At 43.5% G+C, this 20,062-nt stretch carries 14 protein-coding genes; 11 read left to right on the forward strand and 3 right to left on the reverse strand.

Annotation, left to right across the window (positions count from 1 at the left end; all coding sequences use genetic code 11):
* Positions 1 to 57 precede the first annotated feature (57 nt).
* Both lolA1 and CHA01nite_RS01060 read right to left on the reverse strand, forming a co-directional pair.
* On the reverse strand, positions 58 to 705 hold the full coding sequence (lolA1, locus tag CHA01nite_RS01055) for an outer membrane lipoprotein periplasmic chaperone LolA1 (protein ID WP_146939368.1): 648 nt from the start codon (positions 703 to 705) through the stop codon (positions 58 to 60).
* Between the two features lie 64 nt (positions 706 to 769).
* Positions 770 to 3,349 carry an FtsK/SpoIIIE family DNA translocase gene (locus tag CHA01nite_RS01060; RefSeq protein ID WP_146939369.1) on the reverse strand — a complete coding sequence of 860 codons (2,580 nt, stop codon included), beginning with the start codon at positions 3,347 to 3,349 and terminating at the stop codon, positions 770 to 772.
* A gap of 349 nt (positions 3,350 to 3,698) precedes the next feature.
* On the opposite strand from CHA01nite_RS01060, the gene CHA01nite_RS01065 reads away from it, so the two are divergent.
* The 3 genes from CHA01nite_RS01065 (at position 3,699) to CHA01nite_RS01075 (ending at position 9,030) form a co-directional block, all read left to right on the forward strand.
* Complete coding sequence (locus CHA01nite_RS01065) at positions 3,699 to 6,944, forward strand: cytochrome c biogenesis protein CcsA (RefSeq protein WP_146939370.1); 3,246 nt, start codon at positions 3,699 to 3,701, stop codon at positions 6,942 to 6,944.
* A 970-nt stretch (positions 6,945 to 7,914) separates the two neighbouring features.
* Positions 7,915 to 8,781, forward strand: a complete 867-nt coding sequence (locus CHA01nite_RS01070; RefSeq protein ID WP_146939371.1) for an SPFH domain-containing protein — start codon at positions 7,915 to 7,917, stop codon at positions 8,779 to 8,781.
* 63 nt (positions 8,782 to 8,844) lie between these two features.
* Positions 8,845 to 9,030, forward strand: coding sequence for a type II toxin-antitoxin system antitoxin (locus tag CHA01nite_RS01075; protein ID WP_146939372.1), 186 nt, complete (start codon positions 8,845 to 8,847; stop codon positions 9,028 to 9,030).
* 228 nt (positions 9,031 to 9,258) lie between these two features.
* On the opposite strand, the gene CHA01nite_RS01080 is transcribed toward CHA01nite_RS01075, so the two are convergent.
* Positions 9,259 to 9,459, reverse strand: a complete 201-nt coding sequence (locus CHA01nite_RS01080; RefSeq protein ID WP_146939373.1) for a hypothetical protein — start codon at positions 9,457 to 9,459, stop codon at positions 9,259 to 9,261.
* A 136-nt stretch (positions 9,460 to 9,595) separates the two neighbouring features.
* Between CHA01nite_RS01080 and amaB the strand changes: the two genes are divergently transcribed.
* The 8 genes from amaB (at position 9,596) to CHA01nite_RS01120 (ending at position 19,926) form a co-directional block, all read left to right on the forward strand.
* The gene (gene amaB, locus CHA01nite_RS01085) at positions 9,596 to 11,146 is read left to right on the forward strand and encodes an L-piperidine-6-carboxylate dehydrogenase (RefSeq protein WP_146939374.1); all 1,551 of its coding nucleotides are present in this window, start codon (positions 9,596 to 9,598) and stop codon (positions 11,144 to 11,146) included.
* 107 nt (positions 11,147 to 11,253) lie between these two features.
* Positions 11,254 to 12,579: an L-lysine 6-transaminase gene (gene lat / locus CHA01nite_RS01090; RefSeq protein WP_146939375.1), complete on the forward strand. Its 1,326-nt coding sequence runs from the start codon at positions 11,254 to 11,256 to the stop codon at positions 12,577 to 12,579.
* A gap of 64 nt (positions 12,580 to 12,643) precedes the next feature.
* Positions 12,644 to 12,874, forward strand: coding sequence for a DUF2007 domain-containing protein (locus CHA01nite_RS01095; protein WP_146939376.1), 231 nt, complete (start codon positions 12,644 to 12,646; stop codon positions 12,872 to 12,874).
* A gap of 145 nt (positions 12,875 to 13,019) precedes the next feature.
* Complete coding sequence (locus tag CHA01nite_RS01100; protein ID WP_146939377.1) at positions 13,020 to 13,532, forward strand: GNAT family N-acetyltransferase; 513 nt, start codon at positions 13,020 to 13,022, stop codon at positions 13,530 to 13,532.
* Between the two features lie 117 nt (positions 13,533 to 13,649).
* Positions 13,650 to 14,102 carry a transcriptional regulator gene (locus tag CHA01nite_RS01105; RefSeq protein WP_146939378.1) on the forward strand — a complete coding sequence of 151 codons (453 nt, stop codon included), beginning with the start codon at positions 13,650 to 13,652 and terminating at the stop codon, positions 14,100 to 14,102.
* 1 nt (position 14,103) lies between these two features.
* The gene (locus CHA01nite_RS01110) at positions 14,104 to 15,291 is read left to right on the forward strand and encodes an efflux RND transporter periplasmic adaptor subunit (protein ID WP_146939379.1); all 1,188 of its coding nucleotides are present in this window, start codon (positions 14,104 to 14,106) and stop codon (positions 15,289 to 15,291) included.
* Position 15,292: 1 nt separating this feature from the next.
* The gene (locus CHA01nite_RS01115) at positions 15,293 to 18,436 is read left to right on the forward strand and encodes an efflux RND transporter permease subunit (RefSeq protein ID WP_146939380.1); all 3,144 of its coding nucleotides are present in this window, start codon (positions 15,293 to 15,295) and stop codon (positions 18,434 to 18,436) included.
* Between the two features lie 74 nt (positions 18,437 to 18,510).
* The gene (locus tag CHA01nite_RS01120; RefSeq protein ID WP_146939381.1) at positions 18,511 to 19,926 is read left to right on the forward strand and encodes an efflux transporter outer membrane subunit; all 1,416 of its coding nucleotides are present in this window, start codon (positions 18,511 to 18,513) and stop codon (positions 19,924 to 19,926) included.
* Positions 19,927 to 20,062: the final 136 nt, after the last annotated feature.

The following is a 20,062-nucleotide window of genomic DNA, read 5'->3' on the forward strand; positions in this document are numbered from 1 at the left end:
GCCACAAAGTTTCCTTTGCAGCTCTTATATTTTATGAAATTTTTATAATAAATGCGGTTAAAGTTCGGTAACCAGATAATTTTTGTATTTGTTTTTGTCGAAGACGAACATTCCAGGGTCCAGGGTCTGGTTCTCTTTGTACTGGGTAATAGCGATTACCGCAAGATCGTTGTTGTTTCCGTGTTGCTCCAGCTTGATCATCTGTTTTTTGGCAGCATTTACAAAAAGATAGACCGCCTGAATGCCGTTGGATTTTACGGGCGTCAGTTTAATGAAGTCTGCATTCACACCGTTTACATTTTTCTTTCCTTCATAAGTTACATTATAATCATTTCTGTAGCTCGAAAGATAATTGATAGGGGAGAACATCGAACTGCTGCCGTTAGGCTTGGCTACTGTAACTTCCTTATCTTCCGTATTGATGTTGTAAATTTTGCTCCCGTCGAAGATCTGTTCCGTTTCCATGATCTTCAGCTTATATTTGTCGCCTGCAGCATAATAGATTCCCGGTTCACTTTTATCCACTTTTCCATTGGTACCGCTGCCGAACGAGAATTTAAAGTAGGTATTTTTTTTCGATTTATAGTTTGCCGTAATATCGTCCAGGATTTTTTTTGCCTTGGCATCGATTTTCTGGGCGTTTGTAAATCCTACGGCGCCTACAACCATACTGCCGACTACAATTTTTGAAATAATATGTTTCATTTTTTAATCTTACTTAATTTTAGACTCTGTTTCAAACGAAAAGTTAAACCTCCGGTTTTTACTTTTAACTGCGCAGGTCTTCCAAAAACTGTTCCAAAGAATGCTGATCGCTGATGAGAACTTCCCTCGCTTTTGCCCCGTTGAAACCGCCGACGATACCGCTGGCTTCCAGCTGGTCCATGATTCTTCCGGCCCTGTTGTAGCCCAGCTTCAGCTGTCTCTGAAGCATGGAAGTGGAACCCTGCTGAGTGGAAACGATAATCCTTGCTGCCTCTTCAAACAAAGCATCTTTTTCATTCGGATCAAATGCACCGACGGTGCTTGTGGAATCTTCGGAAACATATTCGGGAAGGATAAATGCCGAAGCGTAGCCTTTTTGCTCGCCGATGAATTCCGCCAGTCTTTCCACTTCCGGGGTATCAACGAAAGCACACTGCAGCCTCAGGATTTCATTTCCGTTGAAGTAAAGCATATCTCCTTTACCGATCAGCTGGTCGGCACCCGGAGAATCCAGGATGGTTCTCGAATCCACACTGGAAATTACCCTGAAGGCCGCCCTTGCCGGGAAGTTGGCTTTGATCATCCCGGTAATTACGTTTACCGAAGGTCTCTGGGTAGCGACAATTAAGTGGATTCCTACCGCACGGGCAAGCTGGGCCAGACGGGCAATCGGCAATTCCACTTCTTTACCGGCCGTCATGATCAGATCCGCAAATTCATCTACGACCAGAACGATATAAGGGAGGTAGCGGTGTCCGTTTTCAGGATTCAGTTTCCTTTCCGTGAATTTTTTATTATATTCCTTTAAATTTTTACAAAACGCGTTTTTAAGCAGGTCGTACCTTGTATCCATTTCAATACACAGGGAGTTCAGCGTGTTGATTACCTTATTGGTGTCGGTGATGATCGCTTCTTCCGCATCAGGCAGTTTGGCCAGATAATGTCTTTCGATTTTTGAATATAAGGAAAGTTCCACTTTTTTAGGATCCACCATTACGAATTTCAGTTCGCTCGGGTGCTTCTTGTAGAGCAGGGAAGTAAGGATGGCGTTGATCCCGACCGATTTACCCTGTCCCGTAGCACCGGCCATCAGCAGGTGGGGCATTTTGGATAAGTCTGCCATAAAGATTTCATTGGAAATCGTTTTCCCGAATACCACAGGAAGATCCATATCCGTATTCTGGAATTTCTGTGAAGCGATCACCGACCGCATGGATACCATGGTCGGATTTTTTCTCGGAACTTCAATCCCGATAGTCCCTTTCCCCGGCATGGGTGCAATGATCCGGATTCCTAAAGCGGAAAGATTAAGCGCGATATCATCCTGCAGTTTCTTAATCGCGGCAACACGGATCCCGGCTTCCGGAACAATCTCGTATAAAGTTACGGTAGGCCCGATGGTGGCTTTGATTTCGGCGATACCGACATTGAAGTTTTTCAGCAGCCCTACGATCTTATTTTTGTTTTCCTCTAATTCTTCTTTATTGATGGAAATTTCTTCATTGCCATAGTCTTTCAAAAGATCAACCGGCGGCATCTGGAATTTGGCGAGATCCAGCTTATGGTCATATAACCCGTGCTTGCTGATCAGTTCCTGGGACTTTATATCGGCATCATCCAGGATATCGATCACCGGAGCTACTTCCACATTAAACTTGATATCTTCCACAGCAGCAGCAGTGGCCGTCACGGTTTGGGCAGCCGGAACGGAAGGCTTGAAATCAAACGCCTGTTCGGGAGTTGCGGTCGGCATCTTCGGCTTCGTGTCAAGAGGCAGGCTGACGGATGATGAAAAATCCATTGTGTTTTCTTCTTCGAAAGAAGTCTTGTTCGGAGTGATGATCGGATCCAGGCCGGCAGAAACCGGAACTTCAGGAAATCCTTTCGGAATGCTTACCGGTTCAGGTGCTTTTGTTTTTGCCGCAGGTTTTTGGACGGTTTCGGTTACTTTAACCTTAACAGGAGCTTCTTCTTCCTTATGCTGTTCCAGTTCTTCGATCAGTTCTTCGTCCGCATCGAAATTTTCATCGGAGCTCGGCATCATCGATTTTACTTTTCCGATGGTGTTTTCATTAATGTCGTTCAGCTTCGATCTGATTGAGCTCGGGCGCAGGTTGAATTCTAAAATAAAATACAGGGCAATGCTTGATACCAGCACCAGCCAGAGGCCGACACTTCCGATAATCGCATTCAGTGAATCCATGATCTGATATCCGTAGACGCCGCTCATCACGCCTTGCCCTTTGGTCAGCGCCCCGAAAAGAATCGGCAGCCAGCAGATAAAGAACAATGAATGCCCTACGGTCTTCCATGGCTTGAACATTCTCTTTTTCAGGATCACCGTCCCGAAAACAAGAAATAAAAAAGCAATAATGAAGGAAGCTACCCCGATGCTTTCGAAAATAAATATATTTCCCAGCCAGTCGCCCAGCTTTCCGAAGAGATTGGATGATTTTATACTTTTGTCCAGCATGGTTCCTGCCTGGCTTTGGTCTGCCTTCCAGTTCATCAGGTATGAAACGAATGAAAAGGTAAGCACAACGGAAAGAAGGATAAACATGAGCCCGAAAAATACCCGGGGCTTCGATAAAAATTTGCCCTTGTCAGGCGATTCTGTCGGTTTGTTCTGCGTGTTTTTATTCATAATGTCAATTGGCAAATTTAACATTTTTCAACATTAATCAAGATGCTTTTTTACGAAAAGAAATTTAATTTTTCCCGGTCTTAAAAAGGTTTTTTCGGCCCGGTTTTATTTTATAATCATTAAAAATATTTAAAATAAAATGAATTAAAAAAAAATTACCGCATAAATTTTTCTTTATGCAAAACAGGGTAATATTTCTATTTCTGAATCTTTCCGTTTTATTCAATGAAATTTAAATTATTAAGAATGATTAAAAATAGCGGTTCGCAGGTTCAAAGTGATAAAAAACAGCTTTTTTTAACGGCTTTATGGTTTATCATGCTTATTTTTGCATGTCAAGTATATACATATGAAGAAGATCCAGGATATTTTGATCTCAACCAGAACAATGGCTGTGTTATTACTGGGGTATGCATTCGCAATGGCTTATGCAACGTTTTTAGAAAACGATTACGGAACCCCCACAGCAAAAGCATTAATCTACGAAGCATGGTGGTTTGAATTAATCATGCTCCTTTTAATCCTCAATTTTATCGGCAATATCGGAAGATACAGGCTCTGGAAGCGGGAGAAATGGCCGGTGCTGGTCTTTCACCTGGCATTCGTGCTGATCTTTATCGGCGGTGCCATCACCCGGTACATCAGTTTTGAAGGAATGATGCACATCAGGGAAGGTGAGACGACCAACGAAATCGTTACCGATAAAAACTTCCTTAAGATCCAGATCGAAGAGAAAGGAGACGTTCTTAACTACCAGGATATTCCTTACCTGATGTCTCCGCTGCACAAAGATCTGGAGGCAACTTATGATTTCCGCGGGAAACAGGTAAAAGTGGTCGCGAAGGAATATGTCCAGCGAAAAAAAGACAGCCTGGTAGCAGATGCGAACGGTGCGGAATACCTGCATCTGGTATCTACCGGCCAGACCGGAAGACAGAATATCTTTATCAAACCGGGAGAAACCAAATCCGTCAACGGAACGCTTGTTACCTTCAACAGGGCGATCGACGGTGCGGTGGAATTTAAAAATGAAGGCGGACAACTGTTTATCAAGACGCCGGTGGATGCCAATTACATGACCATGGCCACTCAGGCAACCGGAACCACAAGGAAAGATGAATTCCAGCCGTTGGCCCTGAGAAGTTTATATTCTATCAACGAATTAAAACTGGTAGTTCCTGAAGGTTTGAGAAAAGGAAAATTAATATCCATTGAAGGCGACCGGAAAAAGGATCAGAATGTTCCCGATATGCTGACGGTAGAACTTCAGGGACCGAAAACCAGACAGCTGGTAGACCTTTCCGTAGAAAAAGGAAATCCTAATGCCTACAAGCAGGTTACGATGGACGGGCTGAATATTATGGTCGGTTTCGGGCCTAAGGTTTACAATACGCCGTTTTCCTTAAAGCTGGATGACTTCGTGATGGAAACCTATCCGGGAAGTTCTTCCCCAAGTGCTTACGAAAGCCACATTAAAATTATTGATGAAGGAAAACAGACGCCTTTTAAAATTTATATGAACCACGTATTGAACCATAAAGGATACCGTTTCTTCCAGTCGAGTTTCGATCCGGACCGGATGGGAACCGTCCTTTCCGTAAACCACGATTTCTGGGGAACCCTGATTTCCTATATCGGGTACACCTTCTTATTCGGAGGCATGTTCTTTATGTTCTTCTGGAAAGGGACCCACTTCTGGAAATTAAATAAAATCCTGAAAGACGTCAATAAAAAGAAAGCGGTAACCGTTCTTCTGTTGCTGTTAAGCTTCGGACTTAATGCCCAGAAAATTGAAACGCACGGGACTACCGACGGAAGCAGGGAACATATGCATGCAGAAGGTGAAAGCCATAACCATGCTCCGGCTCCTGAAACCGCTCAGCCCCAAGGGCCGAAACCGTTTACCAAAATGAAGGTGGTAACGGCAGACGAAATTATTGCAAGAAACAAAGTAAGTGCAGAACATGCCGATAAATTCGGGTATCTGCTGGTACAGAACTTTGAGGGACGAATTGTTCCGATCAATACCGAAGCACTGGATGTTTTAAGAAAACTGTATAAAAAAGACGAGTTCAAAGGAACGGATGGAAAATCGCTTACTGCGAATCAGTGGTTTTTATCTGTCAATATCGATACGCCGAGCTGGACGATGGTTCCGATGATCAAAGTAGGGACAAAGGGAGGCGATGAGCTGAAAAACAAAACCAAGGCAGACGAAGAAGGCTATACTTCTCTGATGAACCTTTTTCCGGCGGATGCCAACGGGAATTTAAAATATATCCTGGAAAACGACTATAACACGGCATTCCGTAAGAAACCGGCAGAGCAGACCAACTATGATAAAGAAGTCATTGCCGTAAACGAAAGGGTACAGATCTTCAATGAATTTTTCAGCGGCCAGTTTATGAGGATTGTTCCGGTAAAGAACGATGCCAACCACACCTGGCATTCCTGGCTGGACCAGAAAATGGAACCGGATATGGAATCCCAGACTGTAATGGGACCTTATTTCGCAGAAGTTTTAAAGGCCCAGCAGACCGGCAGCTGGAGCAAAGCCGATGCAGAATTGGCAAAGCTTTCGGAATACCAGCAGAAATGGGGGAAAGCCGTAGTGCCAGCCAAATCGAAAGTAGATCTGGAAGTGTTCATGAATAAACTGAACATCAATTTCAAACTGTTGATTTTCTACACCCTGATCGGAGGCTTGTTGCTGATCTTAGGTTTTGTAGAATTATTCAAGCCGAATAAAGTTTTAAACAAAAGTATCAAGGCTATTATTGTTATCGGAATTGTAGGATATGCTTTCCATTTCCTCGGATTGGTTGCCAGATGGTATATTTCCGGACACGCACCCTGGAGTAACGGTTACGAAGCCATTATCTTCATCTCATGGGTCGGAATCACAGCCGGGCTTTTACTCTACAGAAATTCCAATGCATTGATTCCCGCAGCCGGATTTATGGTGGCAGTTATTATGATGGGATTTGCCCACGGGGGTTCGGCCCTTGATCCGCAGATTACACCGCTGGTTCCGGTACTGAAATCCTACTGGCTGATCGTACACGTAGCGATCATTACATCGAGCTACGGATTCTTTGCCTTATCGATGATTATTGCGGTCATCAGTTTGATCTTTTATATTATTTCACAGAAAGAAACCTACAGAATACATCATGATACTACTTTGAAGGAGTTGGCTATCGTATCAGAGATGTCCCTGACCATCGGATTATTTGCCCTGACGGTAGGGAACTTCCTGGGCGGGATCTGGGCCAATGAATCGTGGGGAAGGTACTGGAGCTGGGACCCTAAGGAAACCTGGGCTTTCATTTCCATTATGGTCTATGCATTCGTACTTCACATGAGACTGGTTCCCGGATTACGAAGCAGATGGGCCTTCCACGTGGCTACGATGTTTGCTTTCTGCTCGATGGTAATGACGTATTTAGGGGTAAATTATTACCTCAGCGGACTTCACTCATACGCAGCAGGAGACCCGGTTCCGGTTCCGGCGTGGGTGTACATCGGACTTGGAAGTATGCTGGCTTTAGCGATTGCCTCTTACTTAAAGTTCAGGGTCCTGACGAAAAAATAAGATTTCATCCCAATAAACAAATCCCGGAAGCAACTTCCGGGATTTTTCGTTTACGCATCACACTGAAAACAAAGTTCATCTAAATTTTTCTAAACACGATTTGGCCTTAACGGGTCTGAAAGAACCAGGTAAAAGTAAAAAGAGCGAAGTGGGAAAACTGACGGAAATGCAGTTTGAGCTATTAAAAGAGATGAAGGTTTTAAGATTTGATTAAGGTAAAATCAAAGATTTTTATTTAACGTGAGCCCGAAGTAGAATTCGGATGAAAAGGCGGGAAGCGGGAAGCATGATGCCGGAAGTTTTTTGATCAAGATAGGATCGGTAGTCCTGATAATCAAACTAACATCTTGTCATTCTATCAGAGAAAGTTCTTCCTTTATTTAACGTAAACTCGAAGAAGAAACGGAGTTAACAGGCTGGAAGAGAAATGCCGGATGCAGGAAGTCTCTCCTGTCAGAATAGATTCGGAGATCTGGATAATCAAATTAAACATTTGTAATTCAATCAGGGGGAATTCTTGTTTAATCCTGAATAAACAGCCTTAAACCAAGGTCTGATCTACATTGTTTTAAAGTCCCGGAGGGACGGTTTACTACAGGATAGGATAAAATCCTGTCAAAAACATGATTCATTTATTCATTCTGCCAGGAGGATTTCTATTTAAAATCCTGACTGAAGGAGCCTTAGTTTGGTTCTTGAATTGATTGAAAATTTTGAGTATGAGCTAAATAAGGTCGATTTCATATTGTTTAGTAGTAAACTTAAAGCAAAGCTTATCATAATATTTCTAAATACCTTATTAAATCTTTATGGTTTCCTGAAGCTGAGAAATGCCTGTGGTTTTAGAACTTCCGGCATCCATCATCCTGCTTCCGGCCTTTATTTATAAAATATAAAATTCCATTGTTCAGATTAAAAATTAATTATACCTTTATGATATCAAAATAATATCAAATTAAAATTCAATATCATGGAAAAAATCTTAAAACCGATGTCCGGATACCTTACTTTAGTAATCTGTCTCGGATTGTTTGTTGCTTCAATTTATTTTTTTGCATCAGGCGTCGACAGCAGCATCACCTTTGTTGTTCTTGGCTTTTTAATGTTTATCCTGTTCTGCTTTTTTCTGAAAGGATTGATGATCATCCAGCCGAACCATTCGAGGGTGCTGAACTTCTTCGGGAAATACGTAGGGACGGTTAAGGACAACGGGTTGTTTTTTATTAATCCGCTGTATTCTTCCCAGAGGATCAGCCTCCGTTCAGAAAACCTGCAGGGGCAGACGCTGAAAGTAAATGACAAAATGGGAAACCCGATTGAGATTGCCGTAGTGATGGTCTGGAAAGTGGGCGATACCTATAAAGCGGCTTTCGATGTGGAGCGGTATTCGGATTTTGTTAAAATGCAGAGTGAAGCGGCGGTGCGGCATCTGGCCATGAGCTTTCCGTACGACAATCTTGAGGATGACCATGCCCCGATTACGTTAAGGGAAGGCGGTGATAAGATTAATGCCATATTAGAAGAAGAGCTTACGGAAAGGCTTTCCAAGGCTGGGATCATCATTCAGGAAGCGAGAATTTCCCATCTGGCTTATGCTTCGGAAATTGCAGGCGCTATGCTTCAGAGGCAGCAGGCCACCGCTATTGTGGCGGCGAGAACCAAAATTGTGGAAGGTGCGGTAGGCATGGTTGATCTGGCCTTGAGAAAATTGTCGGAAGAAAATATTGTTGAGCTGGATGACGAAAGAAAAGCAGCCATGGTAAGCAACCTGATGGTGGTGTTATGCGGGGAAAAGGCAGCGACTCCGATCCTGAACGCCGGAACCCTCTACAATTAACACCATAAGAATCGATCGGCGGAATCCCGGTCTGTAAAATGCAGGATATAAAAATCAAGAAAAATGAAATCAGATAAAGCAGAGAATCCGACCGGAAGCAGAGGTAAAAAATCCTTCGTCCTGAGGATCGACGAGTCCACGTACAAACTTCTGGAGAAATGGGCCAATGATGAATTCCGGAGCGTGAACGGACAGATCGAGTATCTGCTGCATCAGAGCCTGACGGAATCGGGAAGAAAGAAGAAATAATAGTTTACAATGCTATAATGTGAATCCAAAGAAGAACTTTGATTGACAGGTTGGAAGCGGGAAGTGGGATACTGGAAGTTTCACTTGTCAAAAAGTCTTGATGATTGAACTAAATCTTCGTTGTTAAAAAACTGGATATATGCTTTTTAAAGTCGGATATATGTTGGTATTTAACAAAAAAAGCTGAGAATTTTTCTCAGCTTTTTTTGTTGCTTATTTATTTAATCATTAATCAAAGATGCCTGTAAAGTAACCTGCAATAATGCTCCACGCATTTTTTCCTAAGAAATAGATCAGCGTGGAAGTGATGATGCCTTTCACGGTAAAAAAGATAATTCCGCCGATCCCGAATTTTTTCAGCAGGCTTTTCCACCGGGAAGTTTTCTGCTCTCCGGCATCAGATTCGTTTTTAATCCTGTTATTTTCCATTTCTGAAATTCAAATGATTGCCTTACAAAGATAAGCATGTTTATAATTAGTCCAAATAAAAAACACGTTAAAAAATTAAAATTTTGCGGTTCGCATAATATTTTTATCTTTAGAGGAAACGAAAAGTAAAATTTTTATGTCTAAAAAAGTAAAGGATTTTGGGATTGAAAAAACACTCAAAAATCTTGGAATTAAAGATGAGAATAAGGGGACTTCAACAGGCGGAAAATACTTTGCATCAGGGAAAATTCTCGAAAGTTATTCCCCGGTAGACGGAAATCTGATTGCCAAAGTAAAAACGTCCGGTATTTCCGATTACGACAAGGTCATCGAAACAGCGGAAAAGGCTTTTAAGGAATTCAGGCTTATTCCGGCCCCCAAAAGAGGGGAAATCGTCAGGCAGCTCGGCCAGAAATTAAGACAGTACAAAGATGATCTGGGTAAACTCGTTTCCTATGAAATGGGCAAATCCCTGCAGGAAGGTCTGGGTGAAGTTCAGGAAATGATCGATATCTGCGACTTTGCCGTAGGGGTTTCAAGGCAGCTTCACGGGTACACCATGCACTCGGAAAGACCCGGGCACCGGATGTACGAGCAATATCATCCGCTGGGGATCGTGGGCATTATCACCGCATTCAACTTCCCGGTAGCCGTATGGTCGTGGAATACGGCACTGGCCTGGATCTGCGGAAACGTAACGATCTGGAAGCCGTCTGAAAAAACACCGCTTTGTGCCGTTGCCTGTCAGAACATCATGAATGAAGTTTTAAAGGAAAACAACCTTCCCGAAGGAATCTCAAGTGTAATGGTCGCGGATCATGAGATCGGACAGCGATTGGTAGACGATAAGAGAATCGCACTGGTATCTTTTACAGGATCTACCAGAGTGGGAAGAATGGTTTCCACCAGTGTGGCGCAGCGATTCGGAAAATCGATCCTTGAACTGGGTGGAAATAATGCCATCATCATTTCCAAGGATGCCGATATTGATATGTCGATCATCGGAGCGGTTTTCGGAGCCGTAGGAACGGCCGGACAAAGGTGTACTTCAACGAGGAGACTGATTATCCACGAAAGCGTGTATGACGAAGTGAAAAACAGACTGGCCAAAGCCTATGGTCAGTTAAAAATCGGAAATCCTCTGGATGAAAGCAACCATGTAGGACCGCTGATCGATACCGATGCGGTAAACATGTACCAGGAAGCCATCAAAAAAGGGAAGAAAGAAGGGGCGAAATTTGTCGTGGAAGGCGAGGTGCTCAAAGGAAAAGGGTATGAATCCGGCTGCTACGTAAAACCGTGTATCGCCGAAGTACAGAACTCGTATGAAATCGTTCAGCACGAAACTTTTGCGCCGATTTTATATTTAATTAAATACAGCACGTTGGAAGAAGCCGTTGCCATTCAGAACGATGTTCCCCAGGGATTGTCTTCTGCCATCATGACGCAGAACCTAAGAGAAGCTGAATTATTCCTTTCCCATGCAGGCTCAGACTGTGGAATTGCCAATGTGAACATCGGAACTTCCGGTGCGGAAATCGGCGGTGCCTTCGGTGGTGAAAAGGAAACCGGCGGCGGCAGGGAATCGGGATCCGATGTCTGGAAATATTATATGAGAAGACAGACCAATACCATCAACTATACCGCCAGCCTGCCATTGGCACAAGGCATCAAGTTCGATCTTTAACAAACTAATATTGAAAACGGGATGCAAAAAGTGGTATCGTCTGCGTTATCATTTAAATCCCGGTTTCTGATTATTAAATTCCAATCAACCCTAAGATTTTATTTAATATGCAAACAACTATTGATATACAGACAAAGAAAGTAAAGGAAACCGTAGGCCGGCACGTACTGGCTGACGGTTTCGATTTCGTGATGGACATCGAAAAATCCCATGGCTCATGGCTTTACGATAAACTCACCAACCGCGAATATCTGGATATGTTTTCCATGTTCGCTTCGGCATCCATCGGGTACAACCATCCTTACCTGATGGAAAAATCGGAATGGCTTGGGAAAATGGCGGTCAATAAGCCGACCTTGGCGGATGTGTATTCCGAAGAATATGCGCATTTCCTGGAAGTTTTTGAACGGGTTGCCATTCCTCAGGAACTGCAGTATGCCTTCTTTATCGAAGGAGGTGCAATGGCTGTTGAGAATGCAATGAAGGCCTGTTTCGACTGGAAAACGAGAAAGAATTTCGAAAAAGGTCTTGATTTTGAAGCCGGGATCTGCATCCATTTCAGACAGGCATTCCATGGGAGAAGCGGCTATACACTGAGCCTGACCAATACGTCTGATCCCAGAAAGTACCAGTATTTCCCGATGTTCAGCTGGCCGAGGATCCTGAATCCGAAACTCACTTTCCCGGTCACGGAAGAAAATCTGGAAGAAACGATTAAGAATGAGAGACTGGCTTTGCTAAACATCGAAGAAGCGATTCTGATGAATCCCGATAAAGTAGCATGCATCATCATCGAGCCGATTCAGGCGGAAGGCGGCGACAACCATTTCCGGGATGAATTTTTTACAGGACTGAGAAAAATCTGCGATCAGCACGAAATCCTTCTGATCTTCGATGAGGTACAGACCGGAATCGGGATCACAGGAAAAATGTGGGGATTCGAACACTTTACGGCAAAGCCGGATATCATTTCCTTCGGTAAGAAAACACAGGTGTGCGGAATTCTGGCCAATAAGGAAAAGTTCGATCAGGTTCCGGACAATGTTTTCAGGGAAAGTTCCAGGATCAATTCTACCTTCGGAGGGAATTTTATCGATATGCTCCGTTTTCAGCTGGTGATGGAAGTCATTGAAAAAGAAAACCTGGTGGAAAATGCTAGGGTAGTGGGTGAATATCTTTTAGAAGGCCTTCAGAACCTGCAGCAGAAATATCCTGAAAAACTTTCGAATGCCAGAGGAAGAGGCCTGATGTGTGCCATCGATCTTCCGACCCATGAGCAGAGAAACCACCTTCGGGATGAACTCTGGAAAGACGGAATGATCATTCTGGCTTGCGGCGATCAGACCCTGCGCTTCAGGCCGCATCTGAACGTTACCAGAGAAGAAATTCAGCTGGCGCTGGATAAAATAGAAAACAATATTAATAAAATTTAAAAGCTGAAAATTTGTAATTTTCAAAAAAACGTTATATATTTAGATACTCAAACGAGACAGAACTATGGAAAGAAGTACAAGAGTATCAGTTTTTGAAAGTGACAAACCCGCAGAAATCCAGTTGATCAAGTCCAAGTTGGATGATGCCCAAATTAAAAATTCAGTAGAAAACAATTACCTTACTTTCACGACCACGCCTACGGCTACATCCCTGAAAGTAATGGTGAAACTGGAAGACGAGAAGAAAGCCTTTGAGGTGATCGATGCTTATCTTCAGCAAAATGAAAATCAATAAAAACAATTTCATAATTTTAAATTTTACTACTTCGAACCGAAAATTAATTTTAATTAGTTTTCGGTTTTTTACTTTTGAACGATCTGCCGGTTCAGCAACCGGATCTGCATCAGTCCTATATTCAAATTAATTAAAACTCACAACAATGGATTCGGAAATCAGACTGAGAAAAGCACAAATGAATGAAAAAGAACTGATCTGGAATATCCTGCAGCAGGCTATCGAACGGCGGAGGCTGGATGGCAGTACCCAATGGCAGCAGGGATATCCGAACCTCGGGACCGTAGAAAGCGATATTTCGAAAGGCTTCGGATACGTGATGACGGTAGATGATGAAATTGCTGTATATGTTGCCTTGATTTTAAATGATGAGCCTGCATACAGTACCATCGAAGGGGCCTGGCTCAGCAACGGGGAATTTGTCGTGGTGCACCGCATTGCCATCGACGAAAAATTTGCCGGTAAAGGAATGGTAAAAATCCTTTTCGACCATATCGAAGATTTTACAAGATCGCATGGGATCCAAAGTATTAAGGTGGATACCAATTTTGATAATATGGCGATGCTAAAAATTCTGAAAGCAAAAGGGTACAGCTACTGCGGGGAAGTTTTTCTGGCGGGAGGAATGAGGAAAGCTTTTGAAAAGATTATTATCTGATCAGAAAATTAAATCCGGCATCATTGAATTTTTAAAATACCATACATTTATAAACTCTATTAAGTTTGTTCGTTTAGTTCTGAACTAATTTATATTTTTGCTTCAAATTTATATACCATGCATAAGAGTATAGAAATTGATGAAAGAATTTTCCAGGATGCCGTAAAATTTTACGGCTCTCTTTTCAGCCTTCCTCCATTAGCTTCAAAGGTTTACGCCTACCTTCTTTTCGATTATGATAAAGTGGGCATTACTTTTGATGAATTCGTGGAGGTATTTTCGGCAAGCAAAAGCTCGGTTTCCACCAGTATTTCTTTATTGCTGAATTCCGAATTGATTATCGATCATAATAAGATGGATGAACGGAAGCGGTATTTTTTTATCAATGACGGCTATAAAAAGATAAGATTTGAAAAAATAGTTCAGAAAATGAAAGACGAATTAAAGCTACTTGATGACCTGGAGCATTTTAAGAAAAACCATGACGGGCACGATGAGAAGATGGAAGCCTATAAAGCACTGTTAAATAAAAATATCATACATATTCAGGAATCTCTTAATAAACTATAAAATGAATAATAAACTACTTATACTTTCTGTTGCGGCCCTGTCTCTGGTTTCCTGCAAGAAAGAAGCTCCGAAACAGGACGGCCCGAAGCCGTATCCTGTAGTGAATGTGGAGACAAAAAATGTAACCGGTTACCAGACGTTTCCGGCTACCATTCAGGGGAGGGTAAACAATGATGTGCGGGCCAAGATCCAGGGATACATTACCCAGGTTCTTGTAGATGAAGGACAGTATGTAACGAAAGGACAGCCTCTCTTCCGGTTGGAAACGAATATCCTTAACGAAACGGCAGCTGCGTCCAAAGCCGGAATCAGTGCTGCGGAATCCAACATTGCAGCCGCTCAGGCATCGGTAGCGGCGGCTAACGTTGAAGTGAATAAACTGAAGCCGCTGGTTCAGAAAAACATCATCAGCAACGTGCAGCTTCAGACGGCCCAGGCCAACTTAGCTCAGGCTCAGGCTCAGCTGAAACAGGCTCAGGCAGCAAAAAGCCAGGCGGTAGCCAATTATAAAGGCGTGGAAGCGAATATCGAATATTCCGTGATCCGTGCGCCGATTTCCGGAGTTATAGGAAAGCTTCCTCTGAAAGCAGGGAGCCTGGTGGGACCGAGTGATCAGACACCGCTGACGACCATCTCCGATACTTCCGAAATATATGCTTATTTCTCAATGAACGAAAAGGAATATTTCAACTTCCTTGAAAAATCTCCGGGAGCATCGATGCCTGAAAAAATCAAAAACCTTCCGATGGTCGAACTGCAGCTGGCCAACGGCAGCCTGTACCCTGAAAAAGGAAGGATCGAAGCCATTACCGGACAGATTGACCCGACTACGGGAACCATTCAATTCAGAGTCCAATTTACCAACGCCCAGAAATTATTAAGCAACGGAAACAGCGGGACCATCCGTTTCCCGCAACCTTACAACAATGTTCTGGTGGTGCCTGAGAGCGCGACTTACGAGCAACAGGGGATCGTTTATGTTTATAAGGTAGAGAAAGGCGATACGGCAAGAAATGCAGTCATTGACGTTATCGACAGGATCGACAATATGGCACTGATCAAATCGGGTGTCAGTAAAGGTGATCTGGTAGTCGCTGCCGGAACGGGAACCCTGAAATCCGGAACTGCCATTAAGCCTAAAAAAGTAAAAATGGACAGTCTTGTACAATCCGTAAAACCGAAATTCTAATATGATTAAAAATTTTATAAACAGACCGGTTTTATCCACTGTAATTTCGATCCTGATCGTTATTCTCGGGGTGCTGGGACTTTTGGCGCTTCCGGTTACCCAGTATCCGGATATTGCCCCGCCGACGGTAAGTGTAAGAGCAAATTATACAGGTGCCAATGCGGAGACGGTGATGAAAAGTGTCGTGGTACCTCTTGAAGAGCAGATTAATGGGGTAGAAGGGATGGACTATATTACCTCTTCAGCCGGGAACGACGGTTCGGCACAGATCCAGGTGTTTTTCAAACAGGGAATCAATCCGGATATTGCTGCCGTAAACGTTCAGAACCGTGTATCCAGAGCCAGCCCGTTGTTGCCAAGTGAAGTTACCCGTTCCGGGGTGGTGACGCAGAAACAGCAGACCAGTGCCCTGATGTATCTTTCTTTCTACTCGGAAAATAAGAATATTGATGATGTTTATCTTCAGAACTTTTTGAATATCAACGTAATTCCGGATCTCCAAAGGATCAACGGAGTTGGGGAAGCCAACGTTTTCGGAGGTAAGAACTACTCCATGAGGGTATGGCTGGATCCGGCAAAACTGGCGGCTTACGGCATTACCCCTACGGACGTTACCACGGCCATCAACGAGCAAAGTAGAGAGGCGGCTGCGGGTTCTCTGGGACAGAACAGCGGAAGCTCATTCGAATATATCATTAAATACGTCGGTAAATTCAACGAAAAAGAACAGTACGACAACATCATCATCAAAGCCATGCCGGACGGGCAGAACCTGATGCTGAAAGATGTCGCAAAAGTTGAATTGGGGGGACTTTCCTACAGCGGAGTCGGTGAGAACGGAAACAGTCCTTCCATCAGTATGGGGATTTTTCAGACCCCGGGTTCCAATGCCCAGGAGATCATTGAAAACATCAAAGCTCAGCTGAAAGAAAAGGAAAGCACTTATCCTGAGGGAATAAAATATACCTTCAACTTCGATACCAATGAATTCCTTGATGCGTCGATTGAAAAAGTGATCCATACTTTAATTGAAGCATTTATCCTAGTTTTCATCGTTGTTTATATTTTCTTACAGGATTTCAGGTCTACCCTGATTCCGGCCATTGCGGTTCCTGTTTCTATTGTAGGAGCTTTTTTCTTCCTGAATTTATTCGGCTATTCATTAAACCTTTTAACGTTATTTGCTCTGGTACTGGCCATCGGTATTGTGGTGGATGATGCGATTGTCGTCGTCGAGGCCGTTCATGCCAAGATGGAAAACGGGATTTCCGATGCCAAGAAGGCCACCATCGAAGCAATGGACGAGATTACGGGAGCAATTATATCCATTACCCTTGTAATGGCTTCGGTATTTATTCCGGTAACCTTCATTACCGGTCCTACAGGGGTTTTCTACCAGCAGTTCGGGGTAACGCTTATTATCGCCATTGTAATTTCTGCGGTAAACGCCCTGACGTTGAGTCCTGTTTTATGTTCATTGTTCTTAAAGCCTCATGATGCGCATCACAAAGAATACAAGCAGCTGAATTTCATTCAGAAGTTCTTCTATAAATTTAACATCGCTTTCAGAACAACGACCGAAAGATATGGAAGGGGATTCATATTTCTGTTAAGACATAAATGGGTAACCCTGATTATTTTTGCAGTGACGGGCGGTATTTTATACTGGGCCAGTACAACGATGAAGAAAGGTTTTGTACCGACGGAAGACCGTGGAATTATCTTTACCGATGTCCAGCTTCCTCCGGGAGCCTCCATGGAAAGAACCTATAATGTTCTTAAAACCCTGCAGAAAGAAGCGATGAAAATTCCGGGAATCCAGAACGTGACGATTTCCACCGGTCGTGGTTTGCTCTCCGGGAACGGAAGCAACAATGGTCTTGCTTTTATCAAGCTTAAACCTTTTGACGAAAGAAAAGGAGACCTCAGTTCCGATAACATTACCAAGCAGCTGTTCGGACTTTCGGCGAAGGCTCCGGATGCCAAAGTGGTATTCTTCCAGCCGCCGAGTGTACCGGGATTCGGGAACAGTGCCGGTTTTGAAATGGTGCTTCTTGATAAATCCGGGGGTGATTTTTCCCAGCTGGATGCCAAAACCAATGAACTGATCGGAAACCTTATGAAGAGACCCGAGATTGAATTTGCGCAGACCTCATTCAATACCAAATATCCGCAGTACCAGATGGATATCAACGTTCCTCTGGCCAAACAGCTTGGGGTCTCGGTAAACAGTATCCTGGAAACGATGCAGGGGTATATTGGAGGGATTTATGGGGCCGACTTTACGAAATATGGTAAACAGTTCCGGGTGATGATCCAGGCACTGCCTGAAAACCGTAAGGATGCCAGTAACCTGAACGAGTTGTATGTAAGGACAAGTTCCGGAACCATGTCACCGATTTCCCAGTTCGTTACTTTAACGAAAACGTACGGACCTCAGTCGGTAGGGCGTTATAACCTGTTCAGCTCCGTAAAAATTACAGGGGCAAACTCGGCCGGATACAGTACCGGGGATGCCATCGGAGCGGTTCAGCAGGTAGCCAGCCAGACGCTTGACCAGAATTACAGTGTAGAATTTACCGGGCTTTCCAGAGAAGAATTGTCTTCCGGTTCGCAAACGGTCCTGATCTTTGCTTTAAGTTTGATTTTCGTGTATTTCATTCTGGCAGCACAATACGAAAGTTACATTCTGCCACTGACCGTGGTGATCTCACTTCCTCTTGGGGTGATGGGAGCTTATTTCGGACAGAAGATTATGGGGCTGGAAAACAACATTTATTTCCAGATTGCCCTGATCATGCTGGTCGGATTATTGGCAAAGAATGCGATTCTGATTGTTGAATTTGCGGTTCAGAGAAGACACCACGGCGAAACCATCGTAATGTCCGCCATCAATGCCGCTAAAGCAAGGTTGAGACCGATCCTGATGACTTCATTTGCCTTTATCTTCGGTTTATTACCTTTGGTTCTGGCAAGCGGAATCGGGGCGGTGGGTAACCGTTCCATTGCGACCGGAGCAGCCATCGGATTGCTGATCGGTACCATTCTCGGACTTTTCGTGATTCCGGTACTGTATGTTATCTTTGAATACCTGCAGGAAAAAGTGAAGCCGATCAAAGAAAAAGAGATCAATTTAGCAGAATAAATTAAGTCTGTTCAGGATGATAAAAATGCATACCAGCAATGGTCATCCTGAACTTTAAACCTTACATTCAAATAATGAAAAGTATTTTAAACATTATAAAAGGCATAACATTTTCTGTGACCATTCTTGTGGCTGTGTCTTCCTGTATGGCCAGAAAAGAATACCAGAGGCCGGACCGCGTGGTGGATGAAAAGCTTTATCGTACCGATATGCTTCCTTCAGACAGTACCAACCTGGCAAATGTTTCGTGGAAGGAGATCTTCACGGATCCGGTTCTCCAGGGCCACATTAATAAAGCCTTGGAAAACAACCTTGACATCAGGATTGCACTGCAGAACATTTATTCGGCGGAAGCCTATTTAAAACAAACGAAAGCAGCCTATCAGCCTACCTTAGCCGTAGGTCCGAATTATACATTCCAGACCCAGTCGATCAACACCCAGTTTGGGCAGATTATCGGGGAGAGACGGTATGTGAACCAGTTTGACATCACAGCCAATATCGGATGGGAAGTGGATCTCTGGGGCAAATTAAAATCGCAGGAAAAAGCGCAGCTGGCCACCTATCTGGGAACGGTAGAAGCGCATAAAGCCGTAAAAAGCGATCTGGTAGCCTCTGTAGCATCTTCTTATTATCAGTTGCTGACGTATGATGCCCAGAAAAGAATTATCACTGAAACCATTCAGCTGAGGGAAAAGAATCTGGAAACCACAAGGGCCTTGAAAACGGCTGGAACTCTAACTGAAGTGGCGGTGCAGCAGAGCGAAGCCTTGGTTTATAACGCACAGTCTTTACTGATTGATGTTGAAACCCAGATTCAAATGCTTGAAAATACCCTGAGCCTGTTGATGGGAGAGCCTTCCCATGCGATTGAACGTTCCACACTCGAGGGTCAGAATCTTCCTATTGACCTTAAATTAGGTTACCCGGCGCAATTATTGGCCAACAGACCTGATGTGAGAAGAGCAGAATACAATCTCATCAACACCTTTGAACTGACAAATTCAGCTAAAGCCCAATTTTATCCGACGTTGCGTCTTACCGGAAGCGGCGGGATACAGTCAGTAGACATCGATCATCTTTTCAGCGTAAATTCCTTATTCGCGAATGTGGTTACCGGTCTTGCCCAGCCAATTCTGAACAGAAGAACGATCCGGACCAATTATGAAGTCAGCCTTGCCAATCAGGAAACGGCTTATCTGAATTTCAGAAAAGCCATCCTTAATGCAGGAAAAGAAGTATCTGATGCAATCCGGGTGTATTCGGTGCAGGATTCTTATATCGAACTTAAGCAGAAGGAGCTTGATTCTTATAAAAAGTCCGTGAACTATTCGCAGGAACTGGTAAACTACGGAATGGCCAATTATCTGGAAGTCCTGAATGCCAGCGTTAATTCCTTAAACGCAGAGTTAAACATCGCCAATGCACAATACAATAAAATGAGAGCCGGCGTCGAACTGTACCAGGCCCTCGGAGGAGGCTGGAAATAAAGTTCCGGTAAACCGTTTTTAATTATTACCTTATATACAACCTGACAGGATTCTGAAACCTGTCAGGTTTATTTTTTCCTTAGTTCTTAATTTTTGAAGTTTAAAATATTTTTAATTTGACAAGAAATTAAGCGAC

This window comes from Chryseobacterium hagamense, from assembly GCF_007991455.1.
Lineage (GTDB): Bacteria > Bacteroidota > Bacteroidia > Flavobacteriales > Weeksellaceae > Chryseobacterium > Chryseobacterium hagamense.

Bases quoted from the DNA above. Each gene is read 5' to 3' on its own strand.
- CHA01nite_RS01100 (WP_146939377.1), top strand. From the start codon at position 13,020: ATGGATTCGGAAATCAGACTGAGAAAAGCACAAATGAATGAAAAAGAA.
- lolA1 (WP_146939368.1), bottom strand. From the start codon at position 705: ATGAAACATATTATTTCAAAAATTGTAGTCGGCAGTATGGTTGTAGGC.
- CHA01nite_RS01075 (WP_146939372.1), top strand. From the start codon at position 8,845: ATGAAATCAGATAAAGCAGAGAATCCGACCGGAAGCAGAGGTAAAAAA.
- lat (WP_146939375.1), top strand. From the start codon at position 11,254: ATGCAAACAACTATTGATATACAGACAAAGAAAGTAAAGGAAACCGTA.
- CHA01nite_RS01080 (WP_146939373.1), bottom strand. From the start codon at position 9,459: ATGGAAAATAACAGGATTAAAAACGAATCTGATGCCGGAGAGCAGAAA.
- amaB (WP_146939374.1), top strand. From the start codon at position 9,596: ATGTCTAAAAAAGTAAAGGATTTTGGGATTGAAAAAACACTCAAAAAT.
- CHA01nite_RS01115 (WP_146939380.1), top strand. From the start codon at position 15,293: ATGATTAAAAATTTTATAAACAGACCGGTTTTATCCACTGTAATTTCG.
- CHA01nite_RS01065 (WP_146939370.1), top strand. From the start codon at position 3,699: ATGAAGAAGATCCAGGATATTTTGATCTCAACCAGAACAATGGCTGTG.
- CHA01nite_RS01095 (WP_146939376.1), top strand. From the start codon at position 12,644: ATGGAAAGAAGTACAAGAGTATCAGTTTTTGAAAGTGACAAACCCGCA.
- CHA01nite_RS01060 (WP_146939369.1), bottom strand. From the start codon at position 3,349: ATGAATAAAAACACGCAGAACAAACCGACAGAATCGCCTGACAAGGGC.
- CHA01nite_RS01070 (WP_146939371.1), top strand. From the start codon at position 7,915: ATGGAAAAAATCTTAAAACCGATGTCCGGATACCTTACTTTAGTAATC.
- CHA01nite_RS01110 (WP_146939379.1), top strand. From the start codon at position 14,104: ATGAATAATAAACTACTTATACTTTCTGTTGCGGCCCTGTCTCTGGTT.
- CHA01nite_RS01120 (WP_146939381.1), top strand. From the start codon at position 18,511: ATGAAAAGTATTTTAAACATTATAAAAGGCATAACATTTTCTGTGACC.
- CHA01nite_RS01105 (WP_146939378.1), top strand. From the start codon at position 13,650: ATGCATAAGAGTATAGAAATTGATGAAAGAATTTTCCAGGATGCCGTA.